Annotated in this window: 18 protein-coding genes; 16 read left to right on the forward strand and 2 right to left on the reverse strand. The window is 75.5% G+C overall.

The genetic code is table 11. The annotated features are described in order from the left end of the window. Positions 1–56: 56 nt before the first annotated feature. The 4 genes from ACZ4TG_RS10005 to ACZ4TG_RS10020 all read left to right on the forward strand — a co-directional run bounded on the left by ACZ4TG_RS10005 (position 57) and on the right by ACZ4TG_RS10020 (position 6,619). Positions 57–2,903 carry an AfsR/SARP family transcriptional regulator gene (locus ACZ4TG_RS10005; protein ID WP_468161145.1) on the forward strand — a complete coding sequence of 949 codons (2,847 nt, stop codon included), beginning with the start codon at positions 57–59 and terminating at the stop codon, positions 2,901–2,903. A gap of 148 nt (positions 2,904–3,051) precedes the next feature. Next, on the forward strand, positions 3,052–3,717 hold the full coding sequence (locus ACZ4TG_RS10010; RefSeq protein WP_468161146.1) for a response regulator transcription factor: 666 nt from the start codon (positions 3,052–3,054) through the stop codon (positions 3,715–3,717). Positions 3,718–3,876: 159 nt separating this feature from the next. Further along, positions 3,877–4,515 carry a Pvc16 family protein gene (locus tag ACZ4TG_RS10015; RefSeq protein ID WP_468161147.1) on the forward strand — a complete coding sequence of 213 codons (639 nt, stop codon included), beginning with the start codon at positions 3,877–3,879 and terminating at the stop codon, positions 4,513–4,515. After that, positions 4,508–6,619, forward strand: a complete 2,112-nt coding sequence (locus ACZ4TG_RS10020) for an ATP-binding protein (protein WP_468161148.1) — start codon at positions 4,508–4,510, stop codon at positions 6,617–6,619. Before ACZ4TG_RS10015 ends, ACZ4TG_RS10020 begins: the two co-directional genes overlap by 8 nt. 146 nt (positions 6,620–6,765) lie before the next feature. On the opposite strand, the gene ACZ4TG_RS10025 is transcribed toward ACZ4TG_RS10020, so the two are convergent. Next, positions 6,766–8,367, reverse strand: a complete 1,602-nt coding sequence (locus tag ACZ4TG_RS10025; RefSeq protein ID WP_468161149.1) for a peptidoglycan-binding protein — start codon at positions 8,365–8,367, stop codon at positions 6,766–6,768. A gap of 87 nt (positions 8,368–8,454) precedes the next feature. After that, entirely contained in the window at positions 8,455–11,325 is a 2,871-nt protein-coding gene (locus ACZ4TG_RS10030) for an AfsR/SARP family transcriptional regulator (RefSeq protein ID WP_468161151.1), read from the reverse strand. A gap of 240 nt (positions 11,326–11,565) precedes the next feature. Between ACZ4TG_RS10030 and ACZ4TG_RS10035 the strand changes: the two genes are divergently transcribed. From ACZ4TG_RS10035 to ACZ4TG_RS10090, 12 genes are all read left to right on the forward strand, one after another. Continuing rightward, entirely contained in the window at positions 11,566–13,173 is a 1,608-nt protein-coding gene (locus tag ACZ4TG_RS10035) for a phage tail sheath family protein (protein ID WP_468161152.1), read from the forward strand. Between the two features lie 157 nt (positions 13,174–13,330). Then, entirely contained in the window at positions 13,331–13,774 is a 444-nt protein-coding gene (locus ACZ4TG_RS10040; protein WP_468161153.1) for a phage tail protein, read from the forward strand. Further along, a complete protein-coding gene (locus ACZ4TG_RS10045) occupies positions 13,774–14,232 on the forward strand; it encodes a hypothetical protein (RefSeq protein WP_468161154.1) in 459 nt (152 codons plus the stop codon). Before ACZ4TG_RS10040 ends, ACZ4TG_RS10045 begins: the two co-directional genes overlap by 1 nt. Next, entirely contained in the window at positions 14,229–14,378 is a 150-nt protein-coding gene (locus tag ACZ4TG_RS10050) for a hypothetical protein (protein ID WP_468161155.1), read from the forward strand. The genes ACZ4TG_RS10045 and ACZ4TG_RS10050 overlap by 4 nt, the downstream gene beginning before the upstream one ends. A 2,769-nt stretch (positions 14,379–17,147) precedes the next feature. Next, complete coding sequence (locus ACZ4TG_RS10055; protein WP_468161156.1) at positions 17,148–17,342, forward strand: hypothetical protein; 195 nt, start codon at positions 17,148–17,150, stop codon at positions 17,340–17,342. Between the two features lie 79 nt (positions 17,343–17,421). Next, the gene (locus ACZ4TG_RS10060) at positions 17,422–17,859 is read left to right on the forward strand and encodes a phage tail protein (RefSeq protein ID WP_468161157.1); all 438 of its coding nucleotides are present in this window, start codon (positions 17,422–17,424) and stop codon (positions 17,857–17,859) included. Between the two features lies 1 nt (position 17,860). Next, positions 17,861–18,586: a CIS tube protein gene (locus ACZ4TG_RS10065; RefSeq protein ID WP_468161158.1), complete on the forward strand. Its 726-nt coding sequence runs from the start codon at positions 17,861–17,863 to the stop codon at positions 18,584–18,586. Then, a complete protein-coding gene (locus ACZ4TG_RS10070) occupies positions 18,583–20,442 on the forward strand; it encodes a VgrG-related protein (RefSeq protein ID WP_468161159.1) in 1,860 nt (619 codons plus the stop codon). The genes ACZ4TG_RS10065 and ACZ4TG_RS10070 overlap by 4 nt, the downstream gene beginning before the upstream one ends. A gap of 95 nt (positions 20,443–20,537) precedes the next feature. Continuing rightward, complete coding sequence (locus tag ACZ4TG_RS10075) at positions 20,538–20,987, forward strand: GPW/gp25 family protein (protein ID WP_468161160.1); 450 nt, start codon at positions 20,538–20,540, stop codon at positions 20,985–20,987. Further along, the gene (locus ACZ4TG_RS10080) at positions 20,987–22,945 is read left to right on the forward strand and encodes a putative baseplate assembly protein (protein ID WP_468161161.1); all 1,959 of its coding nucleotides are present in this window, start codon (positions 20,987–20,989) and stop codon (positions 22,943–22,945) included. The genes ACZ4TG_RS10075 and ACZ4TG_RS10080 overlap by 1 nt, the downstream gene beginning before the upstream one ends. Further along, positions 22,942–23,544: a phage tail protein gene (locus ACZ4TG_RS10085; RefSeq protein ID WP_468161162.1), complete on the forward strand. Its 603-nt coding sequence runs from the start codon at positions 22,942–22,944 to the stop codon at positions 23,542–23,544. The genes ACZ4TG_RS10080 and ACZ4TG_RS10085 overlap by 4 nt, the downstream gene beginning before the upstream one ends. A 5-nt stretch (positions 23,545–23,549) precedes the next feature. Beyond that, positions 23,550–24,713: an NADase-type glycan-binding domain-containing protein gene (locus ACZ4TG_RS10090; RefSeq protein WP_468161163.1), complete on the forward strand. Its 1,164-nt coding sequence runs from the start codon at positions 23,550–23,552 to the stop codon at positions 24,711–24,713. Positions 24,714–24,890: the final 177 nt, after the last annotated feature.

The following is a 24,890-nucleotide window of genomic DNA, read 5'->3' on the forward strand; positions in this document are numbered from 1 at the left end:
GAAGATCATCCCGATTCGGACAGCGGGACACGCACTGAGGGAAACAGGGGGACTCCTTGAGCGATCCGTCCATACCGCCCGTACCGCGCTTCTCCCTGCTCGGGCCGGTGCAGGCCTGGCAGGGTGATGCCGTCCTGGCGCTCGGGCCGCCGCAGCAGCGGCTGCTGTTGGCGATGCTGCTGGTCCGGCGGCCGGGGGTCGGCGGGCTGGACGAGCTCATCGACGGGATCTGGGGCGAGGACAGCCCCCGGACCGCAGCGGGCACGGTGCGCTCGTACGTGTACCGGCTGCGGCGGGTACTGGGCCCCTGCCTGGTCACGGAGGGCCAGGGGTACGCGCTCGAAGTGCCGGACAGCGCGGTGGATCTGGCCAACTTCGAGGCCGAGGTGGCCCGGGCCCGGGAGCGGGTGGCGGCCGGCGACCTGGGCAGCGCCGCGCGGCTGTTCGAGACGGCCCTGTACAAGTGGCGGGGGGTGCCCCTGGCGGGCCTGCCCGGGCCGTTCGCCCGGATCCAGCGTGAGCGGCTGTCGGAACTGCGGCTCTCGGTGCTGCTGGAGCGGGTGGAACTGGACCTGGCGCTGGACCGGCACGCGCGACTGGTCCCGGAGCTGACGGCCCTGTGCGCCGAACACCCGCTGAACGAGCGGCTGAAGGCACTGCTGGCCACGGCACTGGAGCGGGGCGGCCGGCCCGGCGAGGCCCGGGCGGTGGTGCCCGGCGCGGCGGGGACGGCGCCGCCGGGCACCGGTCCGTCCACGGCTCCCCCGCCGCCTGCCCCGCCGTCCCTGCCTCCGTTGCCGCCGCCCGCCCAGCTCCCCTACGCCACGGGAGACTTCACCGGACGGGAACGGTACGCGCGCGAGCTCCTCGGCGCCCTGGCCCCGAGCGGGGCCGAGACCGTGGTGGTCTCCGCCCTCGGCGGGATCGGCGGTGTCGGCAAGACCGCGCTCGCCTTGCACGCGGCCCACCGGCTGCGCGAGCACTTCCGCGACGGCCAGCTGTACGCCAACCTGCGGGGTGTCCGGGAGGATCCGGCCGAACCGGGTGCGGTGCTGGCCGGCTTCCTGCGCGCCCTCGGGGTGGCGGACTCCGCGATCCCGGAGGGGTTGGAGGAGCGCGCGAGCCTGTACCGGTCCCGGCTGGCCGGGCAGCGCGTCCTGCTCGTGCTCGACGACGCCCGGGACATCGCGCAGATCGAGCCGCTGCTGCCGGGCTCCTCCGCCTGCGCCGTCCTGGTCACCAGCCGCAGCACCCTGCCCGAGCTGCCCGCCGCCCTGCGGATCCGGCTCGACGTGCTCTCGGTGGCGGACGCCGTGACCCTGCTCGGCCGCATCGTCGGCGAGACCCGGATCGCGGCGGAGCCCGCCGAGGCCGCCGCCCTGGCCGAGCTGTGCGGCGGACTGCCGCTCGCCCTGCGCATCGCCGGGTCCCGGCTCGCGACGCGGCCGGGCTGGTCGGTCGCGGCGTTCCTGGCGCTGCTGGAAGGCCGGCGCTCGCCCTTCTCCGCCACGGCCGGCGGGGAGGACGGGGTCGAGGCGTGCTTCCAGCTGAGCTACGAGCTGCTCGACGAGCCGGAGGCCCGGCTGTTCCGGCTGCTGGCACTGCCCGACCAGGACGACGCGGATGTCGCGGGCGCGGCGGCGCTGGCCGGACTGGACCCGGCGCACGCCGAGGAGTTCCTGGAGCGGATGACGGGGCTCGGACTGCTGGAATCGCCCGCTCCGGACCGGTACCGGTACCACGACCTGCTCCGTGCCTTCGCCCGCGCCCGGTCGGCGGAGGAGGACGGTGCGGCGGGCCGCGCGGCGGCGCTTGCGCGGCTGACCGACCACCACCTCGCCTCGGCCCGCAACGCGTACGCCGTCGAGCGCCGGGACCACCCGGTGGCCGGTCTGCTCACCCCGACGGTCTCGCCGGGCATCGCGGTGACGGCACCGGGACAGGGCCCGCGCATGTTCACCGCCCGGCACACCTCCGTCCTCGCCGTCGCGGTGCAGACCGTACTGGCCGACCCCTCGGCCGTGGGGCTCGCGGCCGACCTCGTGCTGGCCCTCGATCCGGTGCTCGACGGGTCCTTCCTGTGGGCGGCGATGGTCGGGCCCGCGCGTCTCATGCTGCGGATCGCCCAGGAGCGGGGACAGCCGCGCGCGAGGGGCCGGCTGGGCTACATGCTGGGCGGGGCGCTCTACCAGCTCGCCGAACTGGACGAGGCGGAGCGGGTCCTGCGGGAGGCCGAACTCGACGCGCGGGAGGCGGGTGACGAGGCCGTACTGACGGAGATCCAGACCTGCCAGGGGCTCGTGTGGTGGGGCCGGTCGGACTTCGAGCGGGCGCTGACCTTCCAGCACCGGGCCATCGCCACCGGCGAGGGCTGCGGGAACCTGTGGGGGGCCGCGAACGCCCGCTCGTGCACGGCCATCGCGCTCACCGCCCTGGGCCGGTTCGAGGAGGCGGCCGGGGCGGCGCGGACGGCGCTCGCCTGGGCGCGGTCGGCCGGCGACGCCTCGGTGCAGATCTACGCCCTGTACGTGCTGGGCGGGATCGCCTCCAAGCAGGGCCGGCCCGACGAGGGGATCGCGGGCCTGCGGGAGGGCACCGAACTGGCCGCGCGCCACGGCTTCGCGAACTTCGAGGTGTTCAACCAGCTGGAGGAGACGTCCTGCCACCTCGCCGCCGGCCGGCCCGGCGAGGCCCTCGTATGCGGGGAGCGGGTGCTGCAACTGAGCCGCGCCAAGGGCTGGCTGTTCGCGGAGGCACGGGCGCTGCGGCTGGTCGGCACCGCCTGGGCGGCCCTCGGCAAGACCGGCCTGGCACGGGAACGGCTGACGGAGGCGATCGCCCTGCTCGGCCCGCTCCGCCCGGCCGAGACGGCGCAGGCACACGCCGTACTGGACACCCTCTGACCTCGCCGGTGGCCGTCCGCCGACAGCCCTTGGGCGGCCACCCGCCGGGGCCGGGCGTACGGGGCATCCATCGATCGTCGACAGGCTGTTGATCCATCTCCGCCACCGTGTGCTCGTCATGACCGCTTTGGGGGAAAGGACCACACAGATGCCGGTGTCGACCGACCGCATCACCGTGACGATCCACGCCACCGATCCACTCGGCCGGGCCGGGGTCGTCAGCCATCTGCAGCGTCAGCCGTACCTGGAGATCGTGCCCCGGGCCCGGGAGCGCGACGGGCTCGTGCCCGCCGCCACCGTGGCCGTGATGCTGATCGACCGGATCGACGAGGAGACCTCGGCCGAACTGCGCCGCGTCCTGCGCGGCGGTGAACAGCGCGTCGTCCTCGTCGCCCGCGAGCTGCGCGAACCGGAGCTGCTCACGGTCGTCGAGTACGGCGTACGGGCCATCGTCTGGCGGCACCAGGCCACCGAGGACAGCCTGGTCAAGGCCGTACGGCAGGCCGCGCACGGCGAAGGGGTGCTGCCTCCGGACCTGATCAGCCGGGTCCTCGGCCAGGTGGGCCGGCTGCGCCGCTCGGAGACGGCCACGGCCTGCGCGGGCGCGGTCAACGCACCGCTGTTCGGCATGGCGCCGCGCGAGACGGATGTGCTGCGGCTCATCGCGGAGGGGCTGGACACCCGGCAGATCTCCGGCAAGCTCGCCTACTCCGAACGGACCGTCAAGAACATCTTGCACGCGCTGATGACCCGGTTCCAGCTCACCAACCGGGCACACGCCGTGGCCTACGCACTGCGCGAGGGCTACATCTGAGCGGCCCCGCAACGCCCGGCCGCGGTACGGCGCACGACGACGCCCCCGCGCGACCGCGACAGCCCACCACACCGGAACCGCGCGACCGCGGCATCGCACCGGCGCGCCACCCGATGGCCGGATCCAGCGGATCCGCTCGCACCGAGGACACCCCATCACATGATCCACGAGATCGACGAGGCGCTGCGGCGCCTCCTGCGCCGAGGCGCGCTGCCGGAAGGGACGGGCGACATCGCCCTCGAGGCTCCCACCCGGGAGTGGGCGGCGCGGCGCAACTCCCCCACCGTCAACGCGTACCTGTACGACATCCGCGAGGAGGTCTCCCGCAGGGAGCGCGGCGCGTACGCGGAACGGGACGACCGGGGCGTCGTACTGCACCGGCGGCAGCCGCCCCGCTGGTTCCGGCTCTCGTACCTGCTCACCGCGTGGACCGCGCGGCCCGAGGACGAGCACCGGATGCTGGCCGGGGCGCTGGCCGCGCTGCTGCCCTACGAGGCGCTGCCGGAGGAGGACGTACCGCAGTCCCTGCGGACGCACCGGGCGGCGATCTCGCTGTCCGTGGGGGTACCGCCCGCCGAGTCCCGTTCGCTGGCCGAGATCTGGTCCGCGCTCGGTGGCGAGCTCAAACCGTCGCTGGACGTCGTGATCACCGTTCCGTTCCCGGTCACGCCGGTCTACCCGGTGGGTCCGCCGGTCACCGAGGGTGCGGTGGTCACCGTACGCGGCAGGAACGGCGTCCCGGCCGACGTGCGGCCCCGCATGCTGCGCACTCCGCTGCCCGGGAGGTCCGGTGAGTGAGGCGGCGCAGGCCCTGTTGCGGCGGCTGACGGCCCTGCGCGCCACGGTGACGGGTCTGGTCGCCGCCCGCTCGGCGGACGACCCGACGGCGCACGATCCGCTGCGAGGGCTGTACGTCACCCCGGACACGGCACTGCGCGCCGGGACCGGCGGCACGGCTGCGGACGCGGCCACCGGGGCCGAGGCGGAGGAGACGGACGGGGCGGACGGGGCCGACGAGGCCGACTGGGCAGGCGGGTCGGACGGGGCAGGCGGGTCGGACGGGCCGGACCAGGCGGCGGAGGGCCCGGGACGGGCTGACCGGATCGGTCCGCTCGTACGGGACTTCGGGCTCTCCGCGCTGGATCTGCGGATCCTGCTCGCGGCCCTGGCCCCGGACGTGGACCGCCGCTTCGAGCCGCTCTACGGCTACCTCAACGACGACGTCGGCCGACGGCGGGCCTCGGTCGCGCTGGCCCTGGAGCTGGCCGGTACCGGACCGCACCTCCCCCGCCCCCGGGGCCGCTTCCACCCCTCGGCGCCCCTGATCGCGGGCGGTCTGCTCGTCCTGGAGGACGAGGAACGCCCGCTGCCCGGGAGGGCGTTGCGGGTTCCGGAGCGTGTGGTGGCCCATCTGCTCGGCGACGACGGCCTCGACGGGCAGTTGCTCCGGGCCGGGGTCGCGCTGCTGGAGCCCACCGGTGAACCGCCGGCCGCGTGGCCCGATGCCGTGGACACCGCCGATCCGGCCGCCCTGCTGGCGCGCTCGCGGCGGCCGGTCACCGTCCACCTGCACGAGCGGCGCGGCGAGGCCGGGGCCGCCTCGGTCATCGCGGCGCTTCGGGCCGCGGGGCGGACGGTCCTGGTCCACCGGTCGCGCTGCCCGGAGGAGCACGGGACCGGACCGCTCCTGCGCCGCGAGGCCCGGCTGCGCGGCCCCGGGACGGCGGTGGTGGTCACGGCCCTGCCGGCGGATCCCGGCCCGCTGATCGCATCGGTCGCCGCCCCGGACACCACCTCGGTCTTCGCCGGGAACGACCCCTACGACCCGGGCTGGGCGGTGGGACTCCCCCTGATTCCGCTGGAGGCGGCACGGTACTCGGCCGCCGCCGGACCGCCCGCCCGCAGCGGCGAAGCCGCCGCGCTCGGAGTGCCGCTGGCCGAGGCGGTCCGCTCGTACCGGCTGAGCGGGGAGCAACTGGAGGAGGTCGCCCGGGCGGCCCGGGAGCTCGCCTCCCTGGAGGGGGTGGAGCTCGCGCCGCGGCACGTGCGGCTGACCGCCCGACGGCTGTCGGCGCCGATGCTCGGACGGCTGGCCCGGCGGGTACGGCCCGCGGTGGGCTTCGCCGACCTGGTGCTGCCGCCCGAGCCGCGGGCCCAGCTCGCGGAGCTGGTCGGGCGGGCCCGCCACCGGGACGAGGTGCTCGGCGGCTGGCGGCTGCGGACGGGCGGGGGGCGCGGGCGGGGGGTCGTGGCGCTGTTCGCCGGGGCGTCCGGCACCGGGAAGACCCTGGCCGCCGAGGTCGTGGCGGGTGAACTGGGCCTGGACCTCTACGTGGTGGACCTGTCGTCCGTGGTCGACAAGTACGTCGGGGAGACCGAGAAGAACCTGGAGCGGATCTTCGTCGAGGCGGACCGCACCGATGCCGTGCTGCTCTTCGACGAGGCGGACGCGGTGTTCGGCAAACGCTCCGAGGTGCGGGGCTCGCACGACCGGTACGCGAATCTGGAGAGCGCGTACCTGCTCCAGCGGCTGGAGTCCTTCGACGGCATCGCCGTCCTCACCACCAACCTGCGGGCCAATGTGGACGAGGCCTTCACCCGCCGCCTGGACGTGGTCGTCGACTTCCCGTTCCCCGACGCCTCGCTCCGGGCGAGCCTGTGGCGAGGGGCTCTCGCGGGGGCGCCGACCGGGCCCGACGTGGCGGCGGAACTCGACCGCTGCGCCGCGGAGTTCGAGCTGGCGGGGGGCTCGATCCGGTCCGCCGCCCTCACCGCGTGCTACGCGGCGCGCGTGCGGGGCGACGGACCGGTGACGGCCGGGGACGTACGGGAGGGCGCGCGCCGGGAGTACGTCAAGGCGGGCCGGCTGGTGCCGGGCAGCGCCGCGCCCTGGAGTCCGTAGGGCACGGGCGCGGCCCGGCAGGCCTTGAGCGGGGGCGGGGGCGGGGGCGGGGGCGGGGGCGGGGGCTGCGGGCTGCGGGCTGCGGGCTGCGGGCTGCCCAGGGGCGCCGACCGGGTGCGGTCGGCGCCGACCGGTCGGCGCCGTCGTCAGCGGCCCGGGCGGCCCGGGCCGTTGACGGAGCCGCCCAGCAGGGTGTTGAGGGTCTTCGTGTCGATGACGCCCGTCACCGGGAGCTGGACGGACTGCTGGTACTCCCGCACCCGGTCGCGCATCTTGTTGTCGTAGGTGCTCGGGGCTCCGTTGCGGCCGCCGGCCTTGTAGTAGTTGACGCCGAGCTGCGCGAAGGACCGGTCCGCCTGGAGGTCGTTGTCCGAGATGCTGGCCTGGGTGGCCCATCGCAGGGCCGCGTCGAGCCGGGTGACCTCGAAGTTCTTCGCTCCGGCTGTCAGCTCGCCCACCCCGACCCCTTGCAGCCAGAGGGAGGTGAGGGTGGCCCGCCCGAGGGTGCCCAGCGGGTCGGTGGCCGTGAGCGCGCGGCTCGTCTTCTCGTCGGCCATGACGGCACGCTGGTAGCAGTTCAGCGCGGCCTCGGTCGGCGCGTCGATCACGCCTTCCTTCCACTGGCCCTTGAGGGTGCAGGGGTTGTTGCCGAGGGTCGACAGCCTGCGCTGCGCGAAGTGCACCACCACGTCGGACTGGTAGCCGGCCCGCCAGGGCGGGCCCTGCTTCGCCGCGCCGGGCGCGTTCCCGCCCGGCGGGGGCGGCGCCGCTCCCCCGCCGCCCCCACCGCCCCCACCGCCGGATCCCCCGCCGCCCCCGCCCGGGACGCTCCCGCCACCGGCGCCTCCCGCACCACCCTGGAGGGGATCGCCGCCGCCCGGCACTCCGCCGACGGGGGCTGCCGGGTCCGTGGGCGGCGCGGGGGCGGCGGGCAGCGGGCTCTGGCCGCCGAGCGGGTTGGGCAGGACCGCGCCCGCCTCGGCCTTCGCCTCTCCGGCGGCCGAGTTCACCTTCGGCGAGAACCCGAACCAGAACACCGCGAAGGCCACCCCGGCCGTGACCAGAAGTCCGCCCGCGATCAGCAGCCAGCCCGGCAGTACGGGCCGCTGCTCGAAGTCGCCGGTCAGCTCCAGGGGCGCGGCGTCGCCGGACCTGCGTACCGTCACCGTCGTGCGGTGCGTCTCGGCCTGCCCGGTCCAGCGGATCCGCTGGGGACGGATCTCCAGCTCGGCGAAGGCCGCCCTGCCCGGGGCGACTTGGACGGATCCCGGGCGGATGTCGTAGGTGAGCCGGCCGGACTCGTCGCGGGCGGTGAGCGAGGCGGTGAGGGGGGTGTTGCCGAGGTTGTCGACGGCGATGCCGGCCCGGCCCCGGAACCGGGAGACCAGGCTCGGCGGCACCAGTTCGGCGCGCAGCTCCGTGAACGGCGCGACGGTGACCCGGCCCTCCAGGACGTCGCGCAGCTCCGGGTGCTCGCGCGGTTCCACGCGGACCCCGTACGAGGCGGGGCCGGCCGGGGCGTCGGGGGAACGGGGCGGGGCGAACGAGATCTCCGCGGACCCCTCGCTGCCCGGGTAGAGGCGCAGGGTCCCGGGTTCGATCCGGCACCATCCGGCGGGGTCGCCCACGATCGAGAGCCGGTATTCCTCCACCGTGTCACCGGTGTTGCGTACCCGCAGGCGCGCCGTGGCCTGCCCGCCGGGGTCGACGGCCACGGCGGCCGGATCGAGAGTGGTCCACATCGTCATGCGGAAAGGCTAGGCGGCGGGCGTACCCCGGCCGGTGCCCGAAAGTACCCGCCCGGGGGCACTCCTGACTGCCCGTCCGTACGGGGCTCAGTCCGCCGGGGATCCCAGCCCCTGGCGGGCGTAATCCCGGACCAGCGGGTGGCAGCGGTAGCGGCCCGGGGCGCCGGGCCGCAGGAGTCCGGAGTCGACGAGTTCCTCCATCGTGTCGGCGGCCTCGGCCTCGGTGACGCCCAGCAGTGCGGCGGCCTCGGCCGGGCCGAAGCCGCCGGGTGCGGTATCCGTGGCGGTGGCGGTGACGCGCAGCGCCCGTACCGCCTCTGCCGGGAGCGTCGCGCAGCGGCGGCGGAACCCGTCCTCGACGGTCCGGCCGTCCGCCCTCAGCCGCGCCAGGAGTCCGGTCCCGCCGCGCGACGCCAGGGCGGCTGCCGACAGTTCCGGTTCCGTCCGCAGCCGTCGCCCGGCGAGGTGCAGCGCGAGCGGCAACCCGGCGCACCGGTTTGCGAGTTCGCGCAGCGCTGCGGGCTCCTCCCGGGTTCGCCGGGCGCCGACGAGGGCACCGAGCAACCCCAGGGCGCTCTCGTCGTCGAGTTCCGGTACGTCGATCAGCCGCGCCCCCGGTACGACGAGCCCGCGCCCGGCCGCGGTGACGAGCGCCGCGCAGCCGGGGGTCCCCGGCAGCAGCGGCAGGAGCCCGGCCGTGTCGCGGGCGTCGTCGAGCAGCACGAGGACGCGCCGCCCGGCGAGGAGGGAGCGGTAGAGCGCCGCCCTGGCCTCGATCCCGTCGGGCACCGCCGTCTCCGGAACGCCCAGGGCCCGTACCAGCCCGGCAAGGGGGGCGGCGCTGCCGGCGCCGAGGCGGGCCCGGAGCACCCCGTCCGGGAAGTACGGCCTGACCTGCTCGGCCAGCCGGGCGGCCAGGGCGGTCTTCCCGATACCCGGCATACCCGTCAGCACCCCGACGGGCACACCCGCCGACGCGCCGGTCAGCAGCTCGCCGAGCAGAGCCATCTCGGCGTCCCGGCCCACGAAGGGCACCCCCGCCGCAGGCCCGGCCGCCGTCTGCCCCCTGCCCGAAGGCCCCGCCTCCCCACCCCGGCGGACGTCCGCGGCCCGACGGGGGTCCGCGGCCTGACGGGGGTCCGGGCTCCGGCGGGCGCCCGGGGTGCGGCGGGCATCCGGGGTCAGGCGGGCGTCCGGGGTCAGGCGGGCGTCCTGACCACGTCCGGCGCCCGGGCTCCGGCGGACGTCCGGGGCGCGGCGGGCGTCCGCGGCCTGGCGGGGATCCGCGGCCTGGCGGGGATCCGCGGCCTGGCGGGGATCCGCGGCCTGACGGGGGTCCTGACCACGTCCGGCGTCCGGGGCGCGGCGGGCAGCCGGGGTCAGGCGGGGCGGCGCCGAGGGCAGGCCGGCGTCCGGCGTGCGGCGGGGGTCCAGAGTGAGGCCGGAATCTGGGACGCAGCCGGCGTCCGGGGCCAAGCCGACGTCCGGGGCCAAGCCGACGTCCGGGGCCAGGCCTGACCCTGCGGTGAAGCCGGGGCCCGGGGTGAAGCGGGCGTCCCCGGTAAGCCGGCGGTCCAGGGTGAAGCCGGCGTCCGGGGCCAGGCCGGTACCCGGGGTCAGGCCGACGTCCGGCGTGCAGCGGGGGTCCGGGGCGCAGCCGGCGTCCGGGGCCAGGGCAGGGCCCGGGGTCAGGCCGACGTCCGGGGTCAGGCCGAGTGCACGGTCGTAGTCGGCGCCCGCGGGCGAGCCTAGGTCCGCGTTCAGACCGACGCCCGGGGCGCGGCCGACGTCTGGGGCGCAGCCGGCGTCCGGCATGCATCGGAGGTCCGGGCTCAGGCCCGGGTCCGAGGTGAAGCTGCGGCCAGGGGCAGAGCCAACGCCCGGCATAGGGTCGGGGACTTGGACGAAACCGGCATCCGGCAAACGGCCAGGGTCCTGGACGAGCCCGTCGTCCCGCATACGGCCCAGGTCCGGACCCAGACCCGAGTCCGAGGTGAAGCTGCGGCCAGGGGCAGAGCCAACGCCCGGCATGGGGGCGGGGACTTGGGCGAAGCCGGCCTCCGGCCAGCGGCCCAGGTCCCGGGCGAAGCCGGCGTCCGGCAGGCGGCCCGGGTCCCGGGCGAAGCCCTCCACCGGCAGGCGGCTCGGCTCCGGGGCGCGGGCCGCACGGGAGCGCAGCCTGCGGTGGAGGGCGGTCAGTTCCGCGCCGGGGGCGGTGCCGAGTTCCAGGCTGAGGGTCTCGCGGGTGGCCTCGTACACCGCCAGCGCCTCGCCCGACCGGCCTGCCCGGTGCAGGGCCAGCATGAGCAGCGCCTGGGCCCGTTCGCGCAGCGGGTGCTCGGCCGCGAAGGCGCGCAGGTCGGCGACGGCCGCCGTATCGCGGTCCAGCCCGAGTTCGAGCGCCCCGTGGAAGTGGTCCTCGCGGGCGGTGAGCCACATCCCGGTGAGCCGGTCGCGCTGGGCTTCGGCGTACGGGCCGGGCAGCCCTGCGAGCGGGGTGCCCGCCCAGAGCGCCAGGGCCTCGCCGAGCGTGCGGTACGCCTCCCTGGTGGCTCCGGAGGCGCGCAGCCGGGCGGCGTCGGCGAGCCCGCGCTCGAACTGCTCGATGTCGACGACGGGGTCGGACAGCCGCAGGGCGTACCCGTCGGGCGCGGACACCAGCAGCCGGGCAGGGGCACGGGCGGGGCGCTCCGGTTCGAACAGGGCGCGCAGCCGGGACACGTACGTCCGCAGCGTGCCCACGGCCCGCGGCGGCACCCGCTCGCCCCAGAGCGCGTCGCACAGTTCGGCCATCGGCGCCGTCCGGCCGCCCCGCAGCAGCAGTACGGCGAGCAGTGCCCGCTGCTGGTTCGGTCCCAGGGCGATCGGGGACCCGTCGGCCGCCCGCGCGTTCATCGGCCCGAGCATCCGGAACCGCAGCCCGGCCGAGCCGCCCGCCGCGCGCTCGTTCGTTCCCACGCGCCGCCTCCGCTCTTCGCGTACACCGCCCAGGAGGAACGTTACTTCGGACGCTCCCCGGGTGTACGGGCGGGCAGCCCGAGCTGCCCCCGACGGCGTCCGCCCGGACCTGCCCCGAGAGCGCCCGCGTGGGCGAAGGTCAGTTCGACCAGTGGAAATCCGGCCTGGGCTCATCGCCGCGGCCCGTCGCCGCCCGTCGCGGCCCCCGACCGCCCGATCAGCAGCAAGGAGCAGCACCCCGTGCCGAACTACCTGTCTCCCGGCGTCTACGTAGAGGAAGTCGCCGGCGGGTCCCGGCCCATCGAGGGGGTGGGGACCTCGGTCGCCGCCTTCGTGGGGCTGGCTCCCTTCGGGCCGCTGAACGAACCCACGCTGGTGACCAACTGGTCCCAGTACGTGGCGGAGTTCGGCGACTTCACGGACGGCTGCTACCTCGCGCACTCCGTGTACGGGTTCTTCAACAACGGCGGGACAGCGGCCTACGTCGTACGGGTCGGCGGGGCGCTCGCCGGTGCGTCCGCCGCGCCTGCGGGGACTCCGGCCGCGGCCGCGCCCGTACAGCCGGCGGTCACGACCGGCGAGGCGGTCGCGCTCGGCTCGTTCAAGGTCGCGGCCCTCACGGCCGGGCGGGCGAACGGCGGCTCCCTCACCGTCGAGGTGCAGGACGTCGAGGCCGAGGGCAGCGGCGACCGGTTCAAGCTGCTCGTCAAGGACGGCGACAGCCTCGTCGAGGAGTTCGACGTCAGCGCCAGGAAGTCGGCGCGGAACTACGTCGTGACCCAGGTCCGGCAGCGCTCCAAGACCATCGCGGTCGAGGAGGCCACCCCGGGCGTCGCACCGGCCCGCCCCGAGGCCCAGTCGCTGGCCCTGGCCCCGCCCGCCGCGGCGGCGCCCGTCGTCCCGGCCGCCACCGCACCGGCGGCGGACCCGGCGGTCAGGCTGGAGACCGCGCAGTTCATCGGCGACTCCGCCGACCGGACCGGCTTCGGCGGCCTGGAGGCCCTCGACGAGATCAACATGGTCTCCGCGCCCGACCTGATGGCCGCCTACCAGCAGGGCCTGATAGACCTGGAGCAGGTCAAAGCGGTCCAGCTGGGCATGGTCGCGCACTGCGAGATGATGGGCGACCGGATGGCCGTCCTCGACCCGCCGCCCGGCCTGAACGCCCGCGACATCCGCAAGTGGCGCATGGAAGTGGCCGGTTACGACTCCCGCTACGCCGCCCTGTACTACCCGTGGATCAAGGTCTTCGACCCGTCGAGCGGCCAGACCAAGGTGGTGCCGCCTTCCGGACACATGGCCGGTGTGTGGGCCCGCAACGACGCCGAGCGGGGAGTGCACAAGGCCCCGGCGAACGAGATCGTGCGCGGCGCCGTCGATCTGGAGCTCCAGATCACCCGCGGCGAGCAGGACCTGCTCAATCCGGTCGGCGTGAACTGCATCCGGGCCTTCCCGGGCCGCGGCATCCGCGTCTGGGGTGCGCGCACCCTCGCCTCCGACCCGGCCTGGCGGTACCTGAACGTACGCCGCTACTTCAACTACCTGGAGGAGTCGATCCTGATCGGCACCCAGTGGGTGGTGTTCGAGCCGAACGACCAGGCGCTGTGGGCGCGGATCCGCCGCAACATCTCCGCGTTCCTCGTCAACGAGTGGCGTTCGGGCGCCCTCTTCGGGCAGCGGCCCGAGGACGCGTTCTACGTGAAGTGCGACGCGGAGACCAACCCCGTCGAGTCGGTCGACCTGGGCCGGGTGGTGTGCGAGATCGGGATCGCGCCGGTGAAGCCGGCCGAGTTCGTGGTGTTCCGGCTGGCCCAGTTCTCGGGCGGGGGCGGGGAGTTGGAGGAATAGCCCGCCCGCATCGACTCGGGGGCCGCAGCCCTGAGGCCCGGCCACGACGGCTGCCGCGGCTTCCGTACCGGTACTGGTACCGGTACCCGTCCCCCGCCCCGCCCTCTTCCCCACCGCGGCACGTCCGCGCGTGCACACGTACAAGGAGCAGCGACGTATGTCCCTTCAGCCCGGTGACGCCCTCACCTCACACAATTTCGGCTTGCAGATCGACGGTGTCATGGTCGAGTTCCTCCAGGAGGTCAGCAGCCTCTCCATGGAGCAGGACGTCATCGAGTACCAGCAGGTCTCGGCGGACGGCCGGCCCGTCATCAAGAAGCTGCCGGGTGTGAAGAAGGCCGGTCAGTGCTCGGTGACGCGCGGGGCCACCCAGTCCAGCGCGTTCACCGAATGGATCAAGGCCTCGATCAGCGGTGACATGGGCTCTGCCCGCAAGAACGCCACGATCATGATGATGGACTACCAGGACAACCCGGTCCGCCGGTACAACCTCCGCAACGCCTGGTGCTCGAAGGTGGAGGTCAGCTCGGTGAAGGCGGGTGCCTCCTCCGCGCTCACCGAGCAGGTCACGATCACCTTCGAAGAGCTGGTCATCGAGTAATGCGGCGCCAGGGTCCGGGCATTGCGATGGACGCGGCGCCGGCGGCGGCCGGTACCGGTGCGGTGGGTTCCGCGGGGGTACGGGAGCCGTTGCGCACGGAGTTCGAGTTCGAGCTGCCGCGGGGGTTCGTGGACGAGGCGGGGACGGTGCACCGCGTCGGTGCGATGCGGCTGGCCACGGCCCGCGACGAGCTGGTCCCGCTGCGGGACGTCCGGGTGCGGGAGAACCCGGCGTACCTGTCGGTGGTCCTGCTGGGCCGGGTGATCACCCGGCTGGGCACGATGGCGGTGGTGCACGACGGGACGGTGGAGAACATGTTCGCCTCCGACCTCGCCTTCCTCCAGGACTTCTACCGGCGGATCAACGCGGAGGGCCACACCCGCGCGGCGGTCTCCTGCCCGCACTGCGAGGGGGCGTTCGAGGTCGAACTGGCCGGGAGCCGCCTGGGGGAATCGTGACGTACGCGGCCGACCTGGTCGAGGAGGAGACCGCGTACCTGGCCTACCACTTCCACTGGGACCTGGACGCGATCCTCGACCTGGAACACGCGGATCGGCGGGCGTACGTACGGAGGGCGGCGGGTCTGGTGGATCCGGCGCCGTAGCGGGGGAACGAGGAGAGGAAGGGGCAGGGCATGGGGCTGTTCAAGAGGCGTCGGCGGGAGCCGGCGGTGGCGGCCGGGCCGGACGAGGCGCCGAGCGTGCACGCCGCGGAGGCGGACAGCGGCTGGTCCGCGGTCCCGGAGCCGGTCCAGCGGGTGCTGGGGCCTGCGCGGCTCACGGCCGAGCGGGACTTCGCCGCCACGCTGGCGACGCAGCAGAGCCTGGCCTTCACGGGTGCGTTGGGGCACGCGGTGGCCGCCTCGGCCCCCTCGGGGCTGCTGCGCGACGCGCTCACCCCGGTCGCCCCGGGCCCGAACCCGCGCCCCCTCCCCACCCACCGTCTCCCGCCGGCCGGAACGGCCGCAGCCGCCGCGCCCGAGCCGAAGCCGGCCCCGACTCCCCCGCCGGCGCCTGCGCAGCGCACCCCCACTGCACCGCCATCCCCCGCCGCCGCGAGCCGGCCGCAGCCCACACCCGCCCCGGCAGCCGCCGAGCCGGCCCCGCGCATCCAGCGCACCTCGCGCGGCGCGGGACCCGCGCCCGTGGACACCTCACCAACCCCCGCCTCCACGGCGCCCGTTCTGCACCCCGCACCTGGTGCGCCCACCGCAACGACCACCCCGGGGGCACACCCCGGCGCGCCCGCCGCACCCGCGCCGCACCCCCGGCAAGCGGAACCCGCCCCGAACGTCCAGCGCACCTCGCGCGGCGCGGGACCCGCGTCCCAGCAGGCATCACCGGCTCCCGTATCCAACGGGCCCGTTCAGCGTCCCCGTCCGGGCACAACTACCACCCCGGCAACACGCGGTGCCGAGCCCGGACCGAGCCCCCGGCACACGGCAGCGCCCGCCGCAGCCACCTCGGCTACCGCCGAAACAGCCCCGCACGTCCAGCGAACCCCGCGCGCAGCGGGACCCGAGGCCCGGGAGAACGCCCCAACCCCCGGGCACAACGATCCTGTTCAGCGCGCTCGTCCCGAAGCACCCACCGCAGCAGTGGCCCCAGCTCAACACAACGCCGAGCCCGCCCCGCACCTCCGGCGCGCGGAAGCCCCCGCCACCACGCCTGCTGCCATCGAGACGGCCCCACACGTCCAGCGCACCCCGCGTCGCACGGGACCCACGCCCCAGCAGGCCTCACCGGCTCCCCTGCCCAACGGGCCGGTACAGCGGCCGCCCCATCCCGGCGCGCCCACCACCCCGGCAACACACGGCGCCGAGCCCGCACCGAGGCCCCGGCACACCCCAGCCCCCGCTGTCGACGGCCTCCCGACTCCCCCGGAGATCCAACGCTCCACCGGGCACGGACCGGCCGCGGCCCCCGTGGCATCCGCCGGGGAAACCCCGCGAGCGGCGGGCCCGCAGCCGAGTGCGGGCGCGTCCGCGACCCCGGCAGCGGCGGCGAACGCAACTCCGAAGGTCGTGACGCCCGCACCCGCCCCGGCACCCGCACGGCAGTCCCCCGGCGCAGCCGTGCAGCGGCCGGCAGGCAAGGCCCCGGCACGCCCGACGGACATCCCGGCTACGCCCGTCGCACCGCAATCCCCCGGCGCAACCCTGCAGCGATCCGCAGGTCCAGCCCCGGCACACCCGACGGACATCCCGGCTACGCCCGTCGCACCGCAATCCCCCGGCGCAGCCGTCCAGCGATCCGCAGGTCCCGCCCCGGCGCGCCCCGCGGACATCCCGGCTGCGCCCGTCGAGCCGGTTCGGCCCGCCGCGTTGCCCGCAAGCCCCCGCGTCACGACGCCCCCCGCCGCCGGGACCAGTGCCTTCGGGACCGCCCCGCGAGCCATGGAAGCTGCCGCCCCTCAGCCGCACCCCGGCCGGCCGGACCCGTACGCCACCACGCCCCCCGCCCCCGCCGCGCCGCAAGGGGCCTCGGCTCCGCCGCGTCAGGCGGCCTCCGGAGCGCGTGGCGGGCAGGGGGTCGCGGAGTCCGTGCCGGGTTCGCGTGGTCCTGCCGAGGGCAGTCCGGCCGCTGCGTCACCCCGTCCCGTGCAACGGTCCGCCGGGAGCCCGCGCGGCGCCGCGCCCGTGCCCGTCGTACGGGCCCGGGCCGCAGTGGAGCCCGCCGCAGGCGGCCCCGCTCCCGCGCTGCTCTCCGCGCCCCGTCCGCCGGTGCCCGAGCGGCAGATCTGGCCCGTCGGGGCAATCGCTCCCGTTCCGGGACCCACAGACGTCCCCGTACCCACTGTTCCCCCAACGGTGGGTACGGGGACCCAGCGCCCGCTCGTCCGCCGGGTCCAGCGGGCCGCGTCCGCGCAGCCGCCGGCCAGGGGGCGGCGCCCGTTGATCGGTGCTCCGATCACCCCTGCTCCGGCTCCGGTGGCGGCCCCCTCGCCGCCGGAGCCGGTCACGACGCCCCCGCCTCCGCCCCCGCCTGCGCCCAAACTCGTTGCCGCGCCGGCACAGCCGCTGCCTTCCGTACGGATCCCCGCGCCCCGGGTCCAGCGGGCAGCGGCCCTGGCTCCGGCCGCACCGGTCCCGCTGGCGTCCGGACGGGCGCTCACCCCCGCGGGTCCGGCGCCGGATGCCGCCGGCGCGGCTCCTCTCTCCGGCCCGGCCGTGCTGCGGCGGGCCTCGACCGGGCCGACCGGGTCCGAGCCGCTTCCGGTGGCCCGCCTCGGCCGACAGGCGCCGCCCGCGCCCGCGTCCGTACCGGCTCCGCCGATGTCCCGGCCCTCGCCGACGCCAACTCCGACGCCGACGCCAACGCCCCTGCCGGTGCAGCGGGCCGCGCCCACACCCGCGCCCACACCCCCGGCGCAGGTGCCACTCCCCGCCCCCGTCCCCGTGCAGCCGGCCCCGGCCAACCCGCCGCCCGCGCCCCTGACCACCCCGACCCCCGCTCCCCAGGCCGAGATCGACGCCCTCGCCCGGCGGCTGGTGGCTCCGCTCTCCCGCCTGCTCCGCGCGGAACTCCGCGGGGACCGCGAACGCATCGGCCGCCTCCGCGACCGCTGACCGACCCGCCCCCCGAAATCCGCCCCCGCACCCGCGCCGCCCCCGCACCCGGCCCGCCGCCCCGAACAGAGAGTCCCGCATGCCCACGCCCCCCGACCCCGGCTCCACCGTCTTCTTCAAGCTCAGCATCGACGGCCAGAACCTCGGGCTGTTCAACGGCTGCGACGGGCTCTCCTCCCAGGTCGAGATCGAGCAGCACCAGGAGGGCGGCAACAACGGCTTCGTCTGGCAGCTGCCCACCCGCGTCACCTTCTCCACCATCCGTCTCACCCGCCCCCTCACCGCCGACACCGCCCGGGTCGCCGCCTGGATCTCCTCCCTCTCCACGGGCATCACCCGCCCCACCGCCCAGATCGCCGCCCTGCGCGCCGACGGCTCCGTGGTCGCCCAGTGGGGCCTGGTCGAGGTGCTCCCGGTGCGCTGGACTGGGCCGACGCTGAACCCGGCCAGCCCCTCCGTCGCCACCGAGACCCTGGAGATCGCGCACCACGGGTTCACCGACGCCGGAGGTGTCTGAGATGCCGGCTCCCACGGGCGGCCGGGCCGCGGCCGGGCTGTCGCGGGCCTCGCTCGCCGTCCACCAGCCGCCGACCCGGCTCGGCGGCGCGATCGGCGGGCTGATCGGCGAGGCCCGGTTCCAGTTCAACCCCCGGCAGTTGCAGCTGTCCCGCTCCGCGCAGTGGATCTCCGAGCCGGCCGTCGCGTACAACCGGGGCACCCCGCCGAAGTTCACCGGCGCGGATCCGGCGCGGCTGCACGTCGACGTGTTCCTCGACGCCTCGGGCACACCCGGCGCGAACACCGTGCAGACGCAGGTCGAACTCCTGCTGTCCTGCTGCGAGGTGACCGAACAGAGCGTCGCCTCGCAGGCCCCGTCGCCGCCTTGGGTGAGGTTCTCGTGGGGATCGTTCAGCACCGTGCAGCTCACGGCGTACGTGACGAGCGCGAACGCGACCTACACCCTGTTCAGCCCGAACGGCACCCCGCTGCGCGCCACGTGCTCGCTCTCCCTGACCGAGATACCGAGCGAGACCAAGCGCCAGAACCCGACCTCGGGCGCCCTCTCCGCGCGGCGCGTCCACCGCACGGTGGCCGGTGACACCCTCGCGTCGCTGGCCTGGCGGGAGTACGGGGATCCGACCCGCTGGCGGGTGATCGCCGAGGCGAACGGCATCGACGACCCGATGCGGTTGCGTCCCGGCACCGAACTCCTGCTGCCCGCCGGGTCGGAGCGTGCGGCATGAGCGAGAACACCTTCACCACCCTCCTGCACGTGCAGCTGGGCGGCTCCGTGCTCCCCGATCCGCTCGCCCTGCGGCTCACGGAGGGGTGGGTGGACGCGAGCGTGAACGTACCGTCCGCCTTCCAGCTGACCTTCCACGACGCCGACGGCACCCTCACCCGGATGTATCCGCAGCTCGCCGTCGGCTCGAAGGCGGTGCTCAGCCCCTTCGCCGACGGAATCCGCGGCGAGCCGCTGATCACCGGGGAGGTCACCGCGCTGGAGGTGGACGCCGAACCGGGCGCGGGCCGCCATCTGGTGCTGCGCGGCTACGATCCCGGCCACCGGCTGCTGCGCAACCGCAGGGTCGCGGGATATCCGCAGATGACGGCCTCGGACATCGTGCGCCGGCTGGCGGGGCAGTGCGGGCTCGCGCTGGGGCGCGTCGACGCCACGCCCACGGTGTACGAGCTGGCGACGCAGCCCGGGATCACCGACTGGGACTACCTGTCCCGGCTGGCGGCGGAGAACGACGTCCGGCTCTCCTTCGACGCCGAGGGCAGGCTCGACTTCGCGGCGCTGGCACCGGCTTCGGGCGCCCCCTCCGACACCACCCCGGCGCTGCAGAGCCCGTACGTCCTGGAGTTCGGGCACAACACCCTGCAGAGCCGGATCGCGCTGACCTCCGCCGGGCAGGTGCGGCAGGTGACCGTGCGCGGCTGGGACATGCTCACCAAGCGGCCGCTGGCCACCCCGGCGCCGGCCGGCAGCAGCCCGGACATCCTGGCCGACCTCTCGCCGGACCGGCTCTCCGCGCCGTTCGGGGCTTCGGACCTGGACGCGACCCGGGTTCCGTACACGACGCCCTCGGAGGTCACCCATGCCGCGCGGGCCCTCGCCGACGATGTGGCGGGGTCCTTCGCGGAGCTGGAGGTGGCGGTCACCGGCAATCCCGGGCTGGCCCCGGGCCGGCCGGTGGCGGTGAAGGGGGCGGGGTTCCCGTTCGAGGGCAAGTACACGGCGACCGGGGTCCGGCACGTCTTCGCGTCGGGGCGGCCGTACACCACCTGGCTGACCGTGTCGGGGCGGCAGTTCCGCTCCCTGTACGGTCTGGCCTCGGGCGGTGGCGGCGGCGCCGAGCCCGCGGCTCCGCTGCCGGGTGTGGCGGTGGCACTGGTGACCAACGTCAAGGATCCGCTGGGCCTGGGCCGGGTGCGGCTGCGCTTCCCCTGGCTCTCGGACACGTACGAGAGCGGCTGGTGCCGGGTCGCGCAGTTCGGCGGTGTCGGGGGTGGCGGGCTGCTGCTGCCGGACGTCAACGACGAGGTGCTGTGCGCCTTCGACCGGGGCTCCCTGGAGCATCCGTACGTACTGGCCGGGCTCTACAACGGGGTCGACAAGGCGACCCGCGAGCCCGACGGGATCGCGGCGGTCGACCCGACGGGCGGGAAGGTCAACTGGCGTGCGCTGACGGCGCGCAGCGGCCACACGGTGGAGTTCCTGGAACGGTCGGGGGCGGCCCGCGCGGCCAGCGGCATCCGGCTGCGCACCGGGGACGGGGCGTTGACCGTGCAGCTGGACGAGGCGCGGACGACCCTGACCATCACCAGTGACGGCAAGGTCACCATCCACGGGGCCCGAGGGGTGACGGTGGATTCCGGGGGTGATCTGACGCTGTCGGCGACCGGTGCGCTGAATCTGAGCGCGGGCGCCGGACTGCATCTCAAGGCGGGTCTGGGGATGGATGTGAAGGCGCGGCTCGGCGTGGACCTGGAGACCACCGGACGGGTCGGCATCCAGGCGCTCGGCAATGTCGGGATCACGGCCGCGACGGTGTCGCTGATGGGTGTCACGACCCGCAACGGGCTGCCCTTCTGACCGGACCGGCTCCCCGGACGTACCGCCGGACCGGCGGACCGGCGGTACGACGCCGGCAGGGGCGGTCCACCGAGGAACTGTGAGGGATTCAAAAGGTGAGCGAGCACTTCGTCGGGGCGGGCTGGGCCTTCCCCATGCGGATCGATCCGGGCGGTTCCATCGCGCTGGCCCGCCGCGACCGCGAGGTCGAGGAGGCCATGCGCCTGGTCCTGGCGACGGCTCCCGGCGAGCGCCCGATGCGGCCCGAATTCGGCTGCGCGGTGCACGACCTGGTCTTCGCGCCGGCCAACGACGCGACGGCCGGGCGGATCCGCTACGAGGTGCGCAGCGCGCTCGACCGCTGGGAGCCGCGCATCGAGGTGCGCGAGGTGACGGTGACGCCGGCCCCGGACGACCCGGCGGTGCTGCACATCGACGTGCGGTACTCGGTGCGCGGCACCAGCAATCCGCGCAGCCTCGTCTTCCCCTTCTACGTGATTCCCGCCGAGGTCTCCGAGGCTGACCCGCCCGGCGGACCCGCTTCCAGCGAAAGCGAACGACACTGATGGCCCTGCCCGCACCCCGGCTCGACGACCGGCACTTCCAGCAGTTCGTCGACGACGCCAAGCGCTACATCCAGCAGCGCTGCCCCGAATGGAGCGACCACAACGTCTCCGATCCCGGGGTCACCCTGATCGAGGCCGTGGCGCACATGGCCGATCAGCTCGTCTACCGCCTCAACCGGGTCCCGGAGAAGAACCAGCTGGCCTTCCTCGACCTGCTGGGCATCACCCTCTTCCCGCCGTCGGCGGCGCGCGCGCCCGTGACCTTCTGGCTGGCGGCGCCCCAGCCGGAGCCGGTGGCCCTGCCGGCCGGGACCGAGGTGGCGACCGGCCGTACGGAGACCGACGAGGCGGTGGTGTTCGCCACGGAGCGGGATCTGACGCTGGTGCCGTGCGAGCTCTCGCACCTGCTCAGCCAGGGCTCCGGGGGTGCGCCCGTCGACCGTTCGCAGGAGGTGCGTGCCGGGGTGGACGTGCCGGTGTTCGCCGCGCTTCCGCAGCCGGGGGACCTGCTGTTGTTCGGTCTGTCGGCGGCCGTTCCCGGCTGCGCGGTGGTGTTGCGCGTGGACAGCAGGGTCGACGGGGTGGGCGTGGACCCGAGGCAGCCGCCGCTGGTGTGGGAGGCGTGGACCCCGGACGGCTGGACGCGCTGCGAGGTGTCCCGCGACTCCACGGGCGGGCTGAACCGGCCGGGCGAGGTCGTGCTGCACCTGCCCGGCGGGCACCTCGTGTCCCGGCTGGGCGGGCTGGAGGCGGGCTGGGTGCGCTGCCGGGTGACGGCGGCGCTGCCCGGGCAGCCGTTCTACGCCTCGTCGCCGACGGTCCGGGACGCCGAGGCGTTCACCATCGGCGGTACGGTCACCGCCGCGCACGCCGAATTCGTACGGGACGAGCCGCTGGGCGAGGCCGAGGGCGTACCGGGGCACCGGGTGCGGCTGTCGCACGTACCGGTGGTGGGCGAGGTACTGCTGGACGTGTCGGAGGTCTCGGACGGCGAGGGCTGGCAGCGGTGGCGGAGCGTGCCGGACTTCTCGGCGTCCGGTCCCGGGGACCGGCACTTCACGCTGGACGCGACGACCGGGGAGATCGCCTTCGGCCCGGCGGTACGGGAACCGGACGGCTCGCTGCGTCAGTTCGGGGCCGTGCCCGCGAAGGGCGCGGCGGTACGGGCGGCCCGGTACGGGGTGGGCGGCGGCCGCGGTGGGAACGTCGCCCGGGGCGCGATCCAGGTGCTGCGCAGCTCCATCCCGTACATCGCCCGGGTCGAGAACCGCGAGGCGGCCCGGGGCGGGGTGGACGGGGAAACGGTGGACGAGGCCCGGGTGCGGGCGCCGATCGCGCTGCGGGCGCAGGAGCGGGCGGTGACGGCGCGGGACTACGAGGAACTGACCCGGCGGGCCGCGCCTGAGGCGGCCCGGATCCAGTGTCTGGCCGCCGGTGCGGACGCGGCGGACGGCGAGAACGCGGTACGGGTGCTGGTGGTCCCGCAGGCGGTGACGGACCGGGGCGGCCGGCTGCGGTTCGAGCAGCTGGTTCCGGGTGACGAACTCCTGGCCCGGATCACCGGGTTCCTCGACGAGCGGCGGCCGCTGGGCACCCGTCTGGCCGTCGGGCCGCCGTTCTACCAGGGCGTGACGGTGGTGGCCACCGTGCACTGCTACCGCGCGGCGACCGCGGAGCGGGTGAGGGAGGAGGCGCTGGACGCGCTGTACTCGTACCTGGATCCGCTGACGGGCGGGGCCCACGGGCAGGGCTGGCCGTTCGGCCGGTCGCTGCGGTCGGGCGAGGTGTTCGCGGCGCTCCAGCGGGTGCCGGGGGTGGAGCTGGTCGACGAGGTCCTGCTGCACCCGGCCGACCCGCTGACCGGGAGGCGCGGGGACTCGACGGACCGGGTCGATCTGGGGCCGTCCGCCCTGCTGTTCCCCTTCGACCACCGTGTGCGCGTCATCGAGGCCCGGTGAGCGGCGCCGCTGCGGGCGCCCGGGGTGCGCTGGAGGGGCTGGGGTCCTCGCACCCGCTGGGTGCGGCGCTGCCCGCCGTGTACGCGGACGACGACCTCGCGCAGCGCTTCGTCACCGGGCTCGACGCGATGCTGGCGCCGGTCTTCAACGTGCTCGACTGCCTGGAGGCGTACTTCGACCCGGCGCTGGCCCCGGCCGACTTCGTCGACTGGCTCGCCGGCTGGGTGGGCGCGGAACTCTCCGGCGGGGAACCGCTGGAGGTGCGCCGTCACGCGGTGGCGACCGCTGCGGCGCTGCACCGGTTGCGCGGTACGCGCGGCGGGCTGTCCGAGGCGGTGCGGCTCTCCTTCGGAGTACCGCCGGAGATCAGCGAGAGCGGCGGCGCCGCCTGGTCGGCGAAGCCGCTCGGGCCGTTCCCCGGCGCACCGCGCGCCGCGCTGCACGTCCGCGTACGGCTGCGCGGTCCGGGCCCGGCGGACGCGCACCGGTTGCACGCCGTGGTCGCGGCGGCGCGGCCCGCGCATCTGCCGTTCACGGCCGAGGTCGTCGCCGACGGCCCCGCCGACTCCTCCCGCTTCTCCGTTCCGGAAGGGAACTGACCACCATGCCCGAAACCGGGACCGCTCCCTGCCCCGAGTGCGCCGCGCCCTCGCGTACGACGGGCCAGTCCTTCTGCGATTCGTGCGGTGCCTTCCTGCGCTGGGAGGTGAGCAGCACCGCGCGCGACGCCCCGGATCCGGCCGAGGCGGCCACCGCGCCACTGCCGGTGGTGCCGGGCGGGCAACCCGAAGCCGGGGCCCGTCAGAGCACGGATGCGGCGGACACGGGCACGGCCGACACCGAAGCGGACACCGAATCCGACGGCGGCAGCGCTGCCGTCGGGGCGGACGCCTCGGGACCCGGCGCCTCGGGGCCCGACGCCTCCGCTGCCGCCCGCGCCCTGTTGGTACCGGTCCCGGCCGCGGCCGACTCCCCGCCGGAGCCCGGCGGCCACCCCGGTACCGTCCTGCCCGGCCGGCCCGAGGCCGCCCGCCCGCGGGTGCGCGCTCCGCAGCCGGCCGCGGCCGTGCCGCAGGGGCCGCCCTGCCCGGCGTGCGGCGCCCCGAACCCGCCGCGGCGGGTGTTCTGCCGCGACTGCGCCACGGCGCTGACGGACCGGCGCGCGGAGCCCGGGGCGGCCCCGTTCGCGGGGCAGCGGCCGGCGCTGCGCCGGGAACGGCGGCGGTGGATCGTACGGGCCGTGGTGGTGTCGGGGCTGGTCCTGGTGGCCGTGGGCGGGGTGATCGGCGGGCCGCCGGCCGCCCGGGCGGTCCAGGACCACTTCGCCAAACGGGTCTCGGTCCGGCCGACCGGCTGGAGCGCCTCGCACTCCGCCGAGGGGCACGGTCCCGAGCTGGCCTTCGACAACTACTCCAACACCTGGTGGGGCACGGGGTACGCGGGCGACTCCGGCGGCCAGCACCTCCAGGCCGATTTCGCCCAGCCCACCGACCTCCTGGCGGTACTCGTCACGCCGGGCACCTCCAAGCGCCCCGGCCAGGCCGCCGACCAGGCGCGCCCGCAGGAAATCGACCTCCTCGTCACCGACTCGGCCGGCCGCGCCCGCACGGTGCGCAGGACCCTCGACGACGGCGGGGTCCAGCGCATCGACATCCGCAACCGGGACACGGTGTCCGTACGGATCGTCCTGCGCTCGGCCTACGGGAGCGGCCCGGACCGCCAGGTCGCGGTGGCGGAGGTCGAGTTCTTCGGCCGCTCCCGCAGCTGAGCCCCCGCGCCCGGCACGCCGTACGGGCGGTCAGTTCCAGGTGAACGGGAAGAAGGTGCCGGGGGCCGCCGTGTAAGTGGGGACGACGTCCGACGAGTGCACCTTGCATTCATTGCAGAGTCGTGAACATGACCTTTCATAGCCAGATGAAGACGCGCTAACGATCTACGATCCAGA

Source organism: Streptomyces sp. NPDC028314, assembly GCF_055565795.1.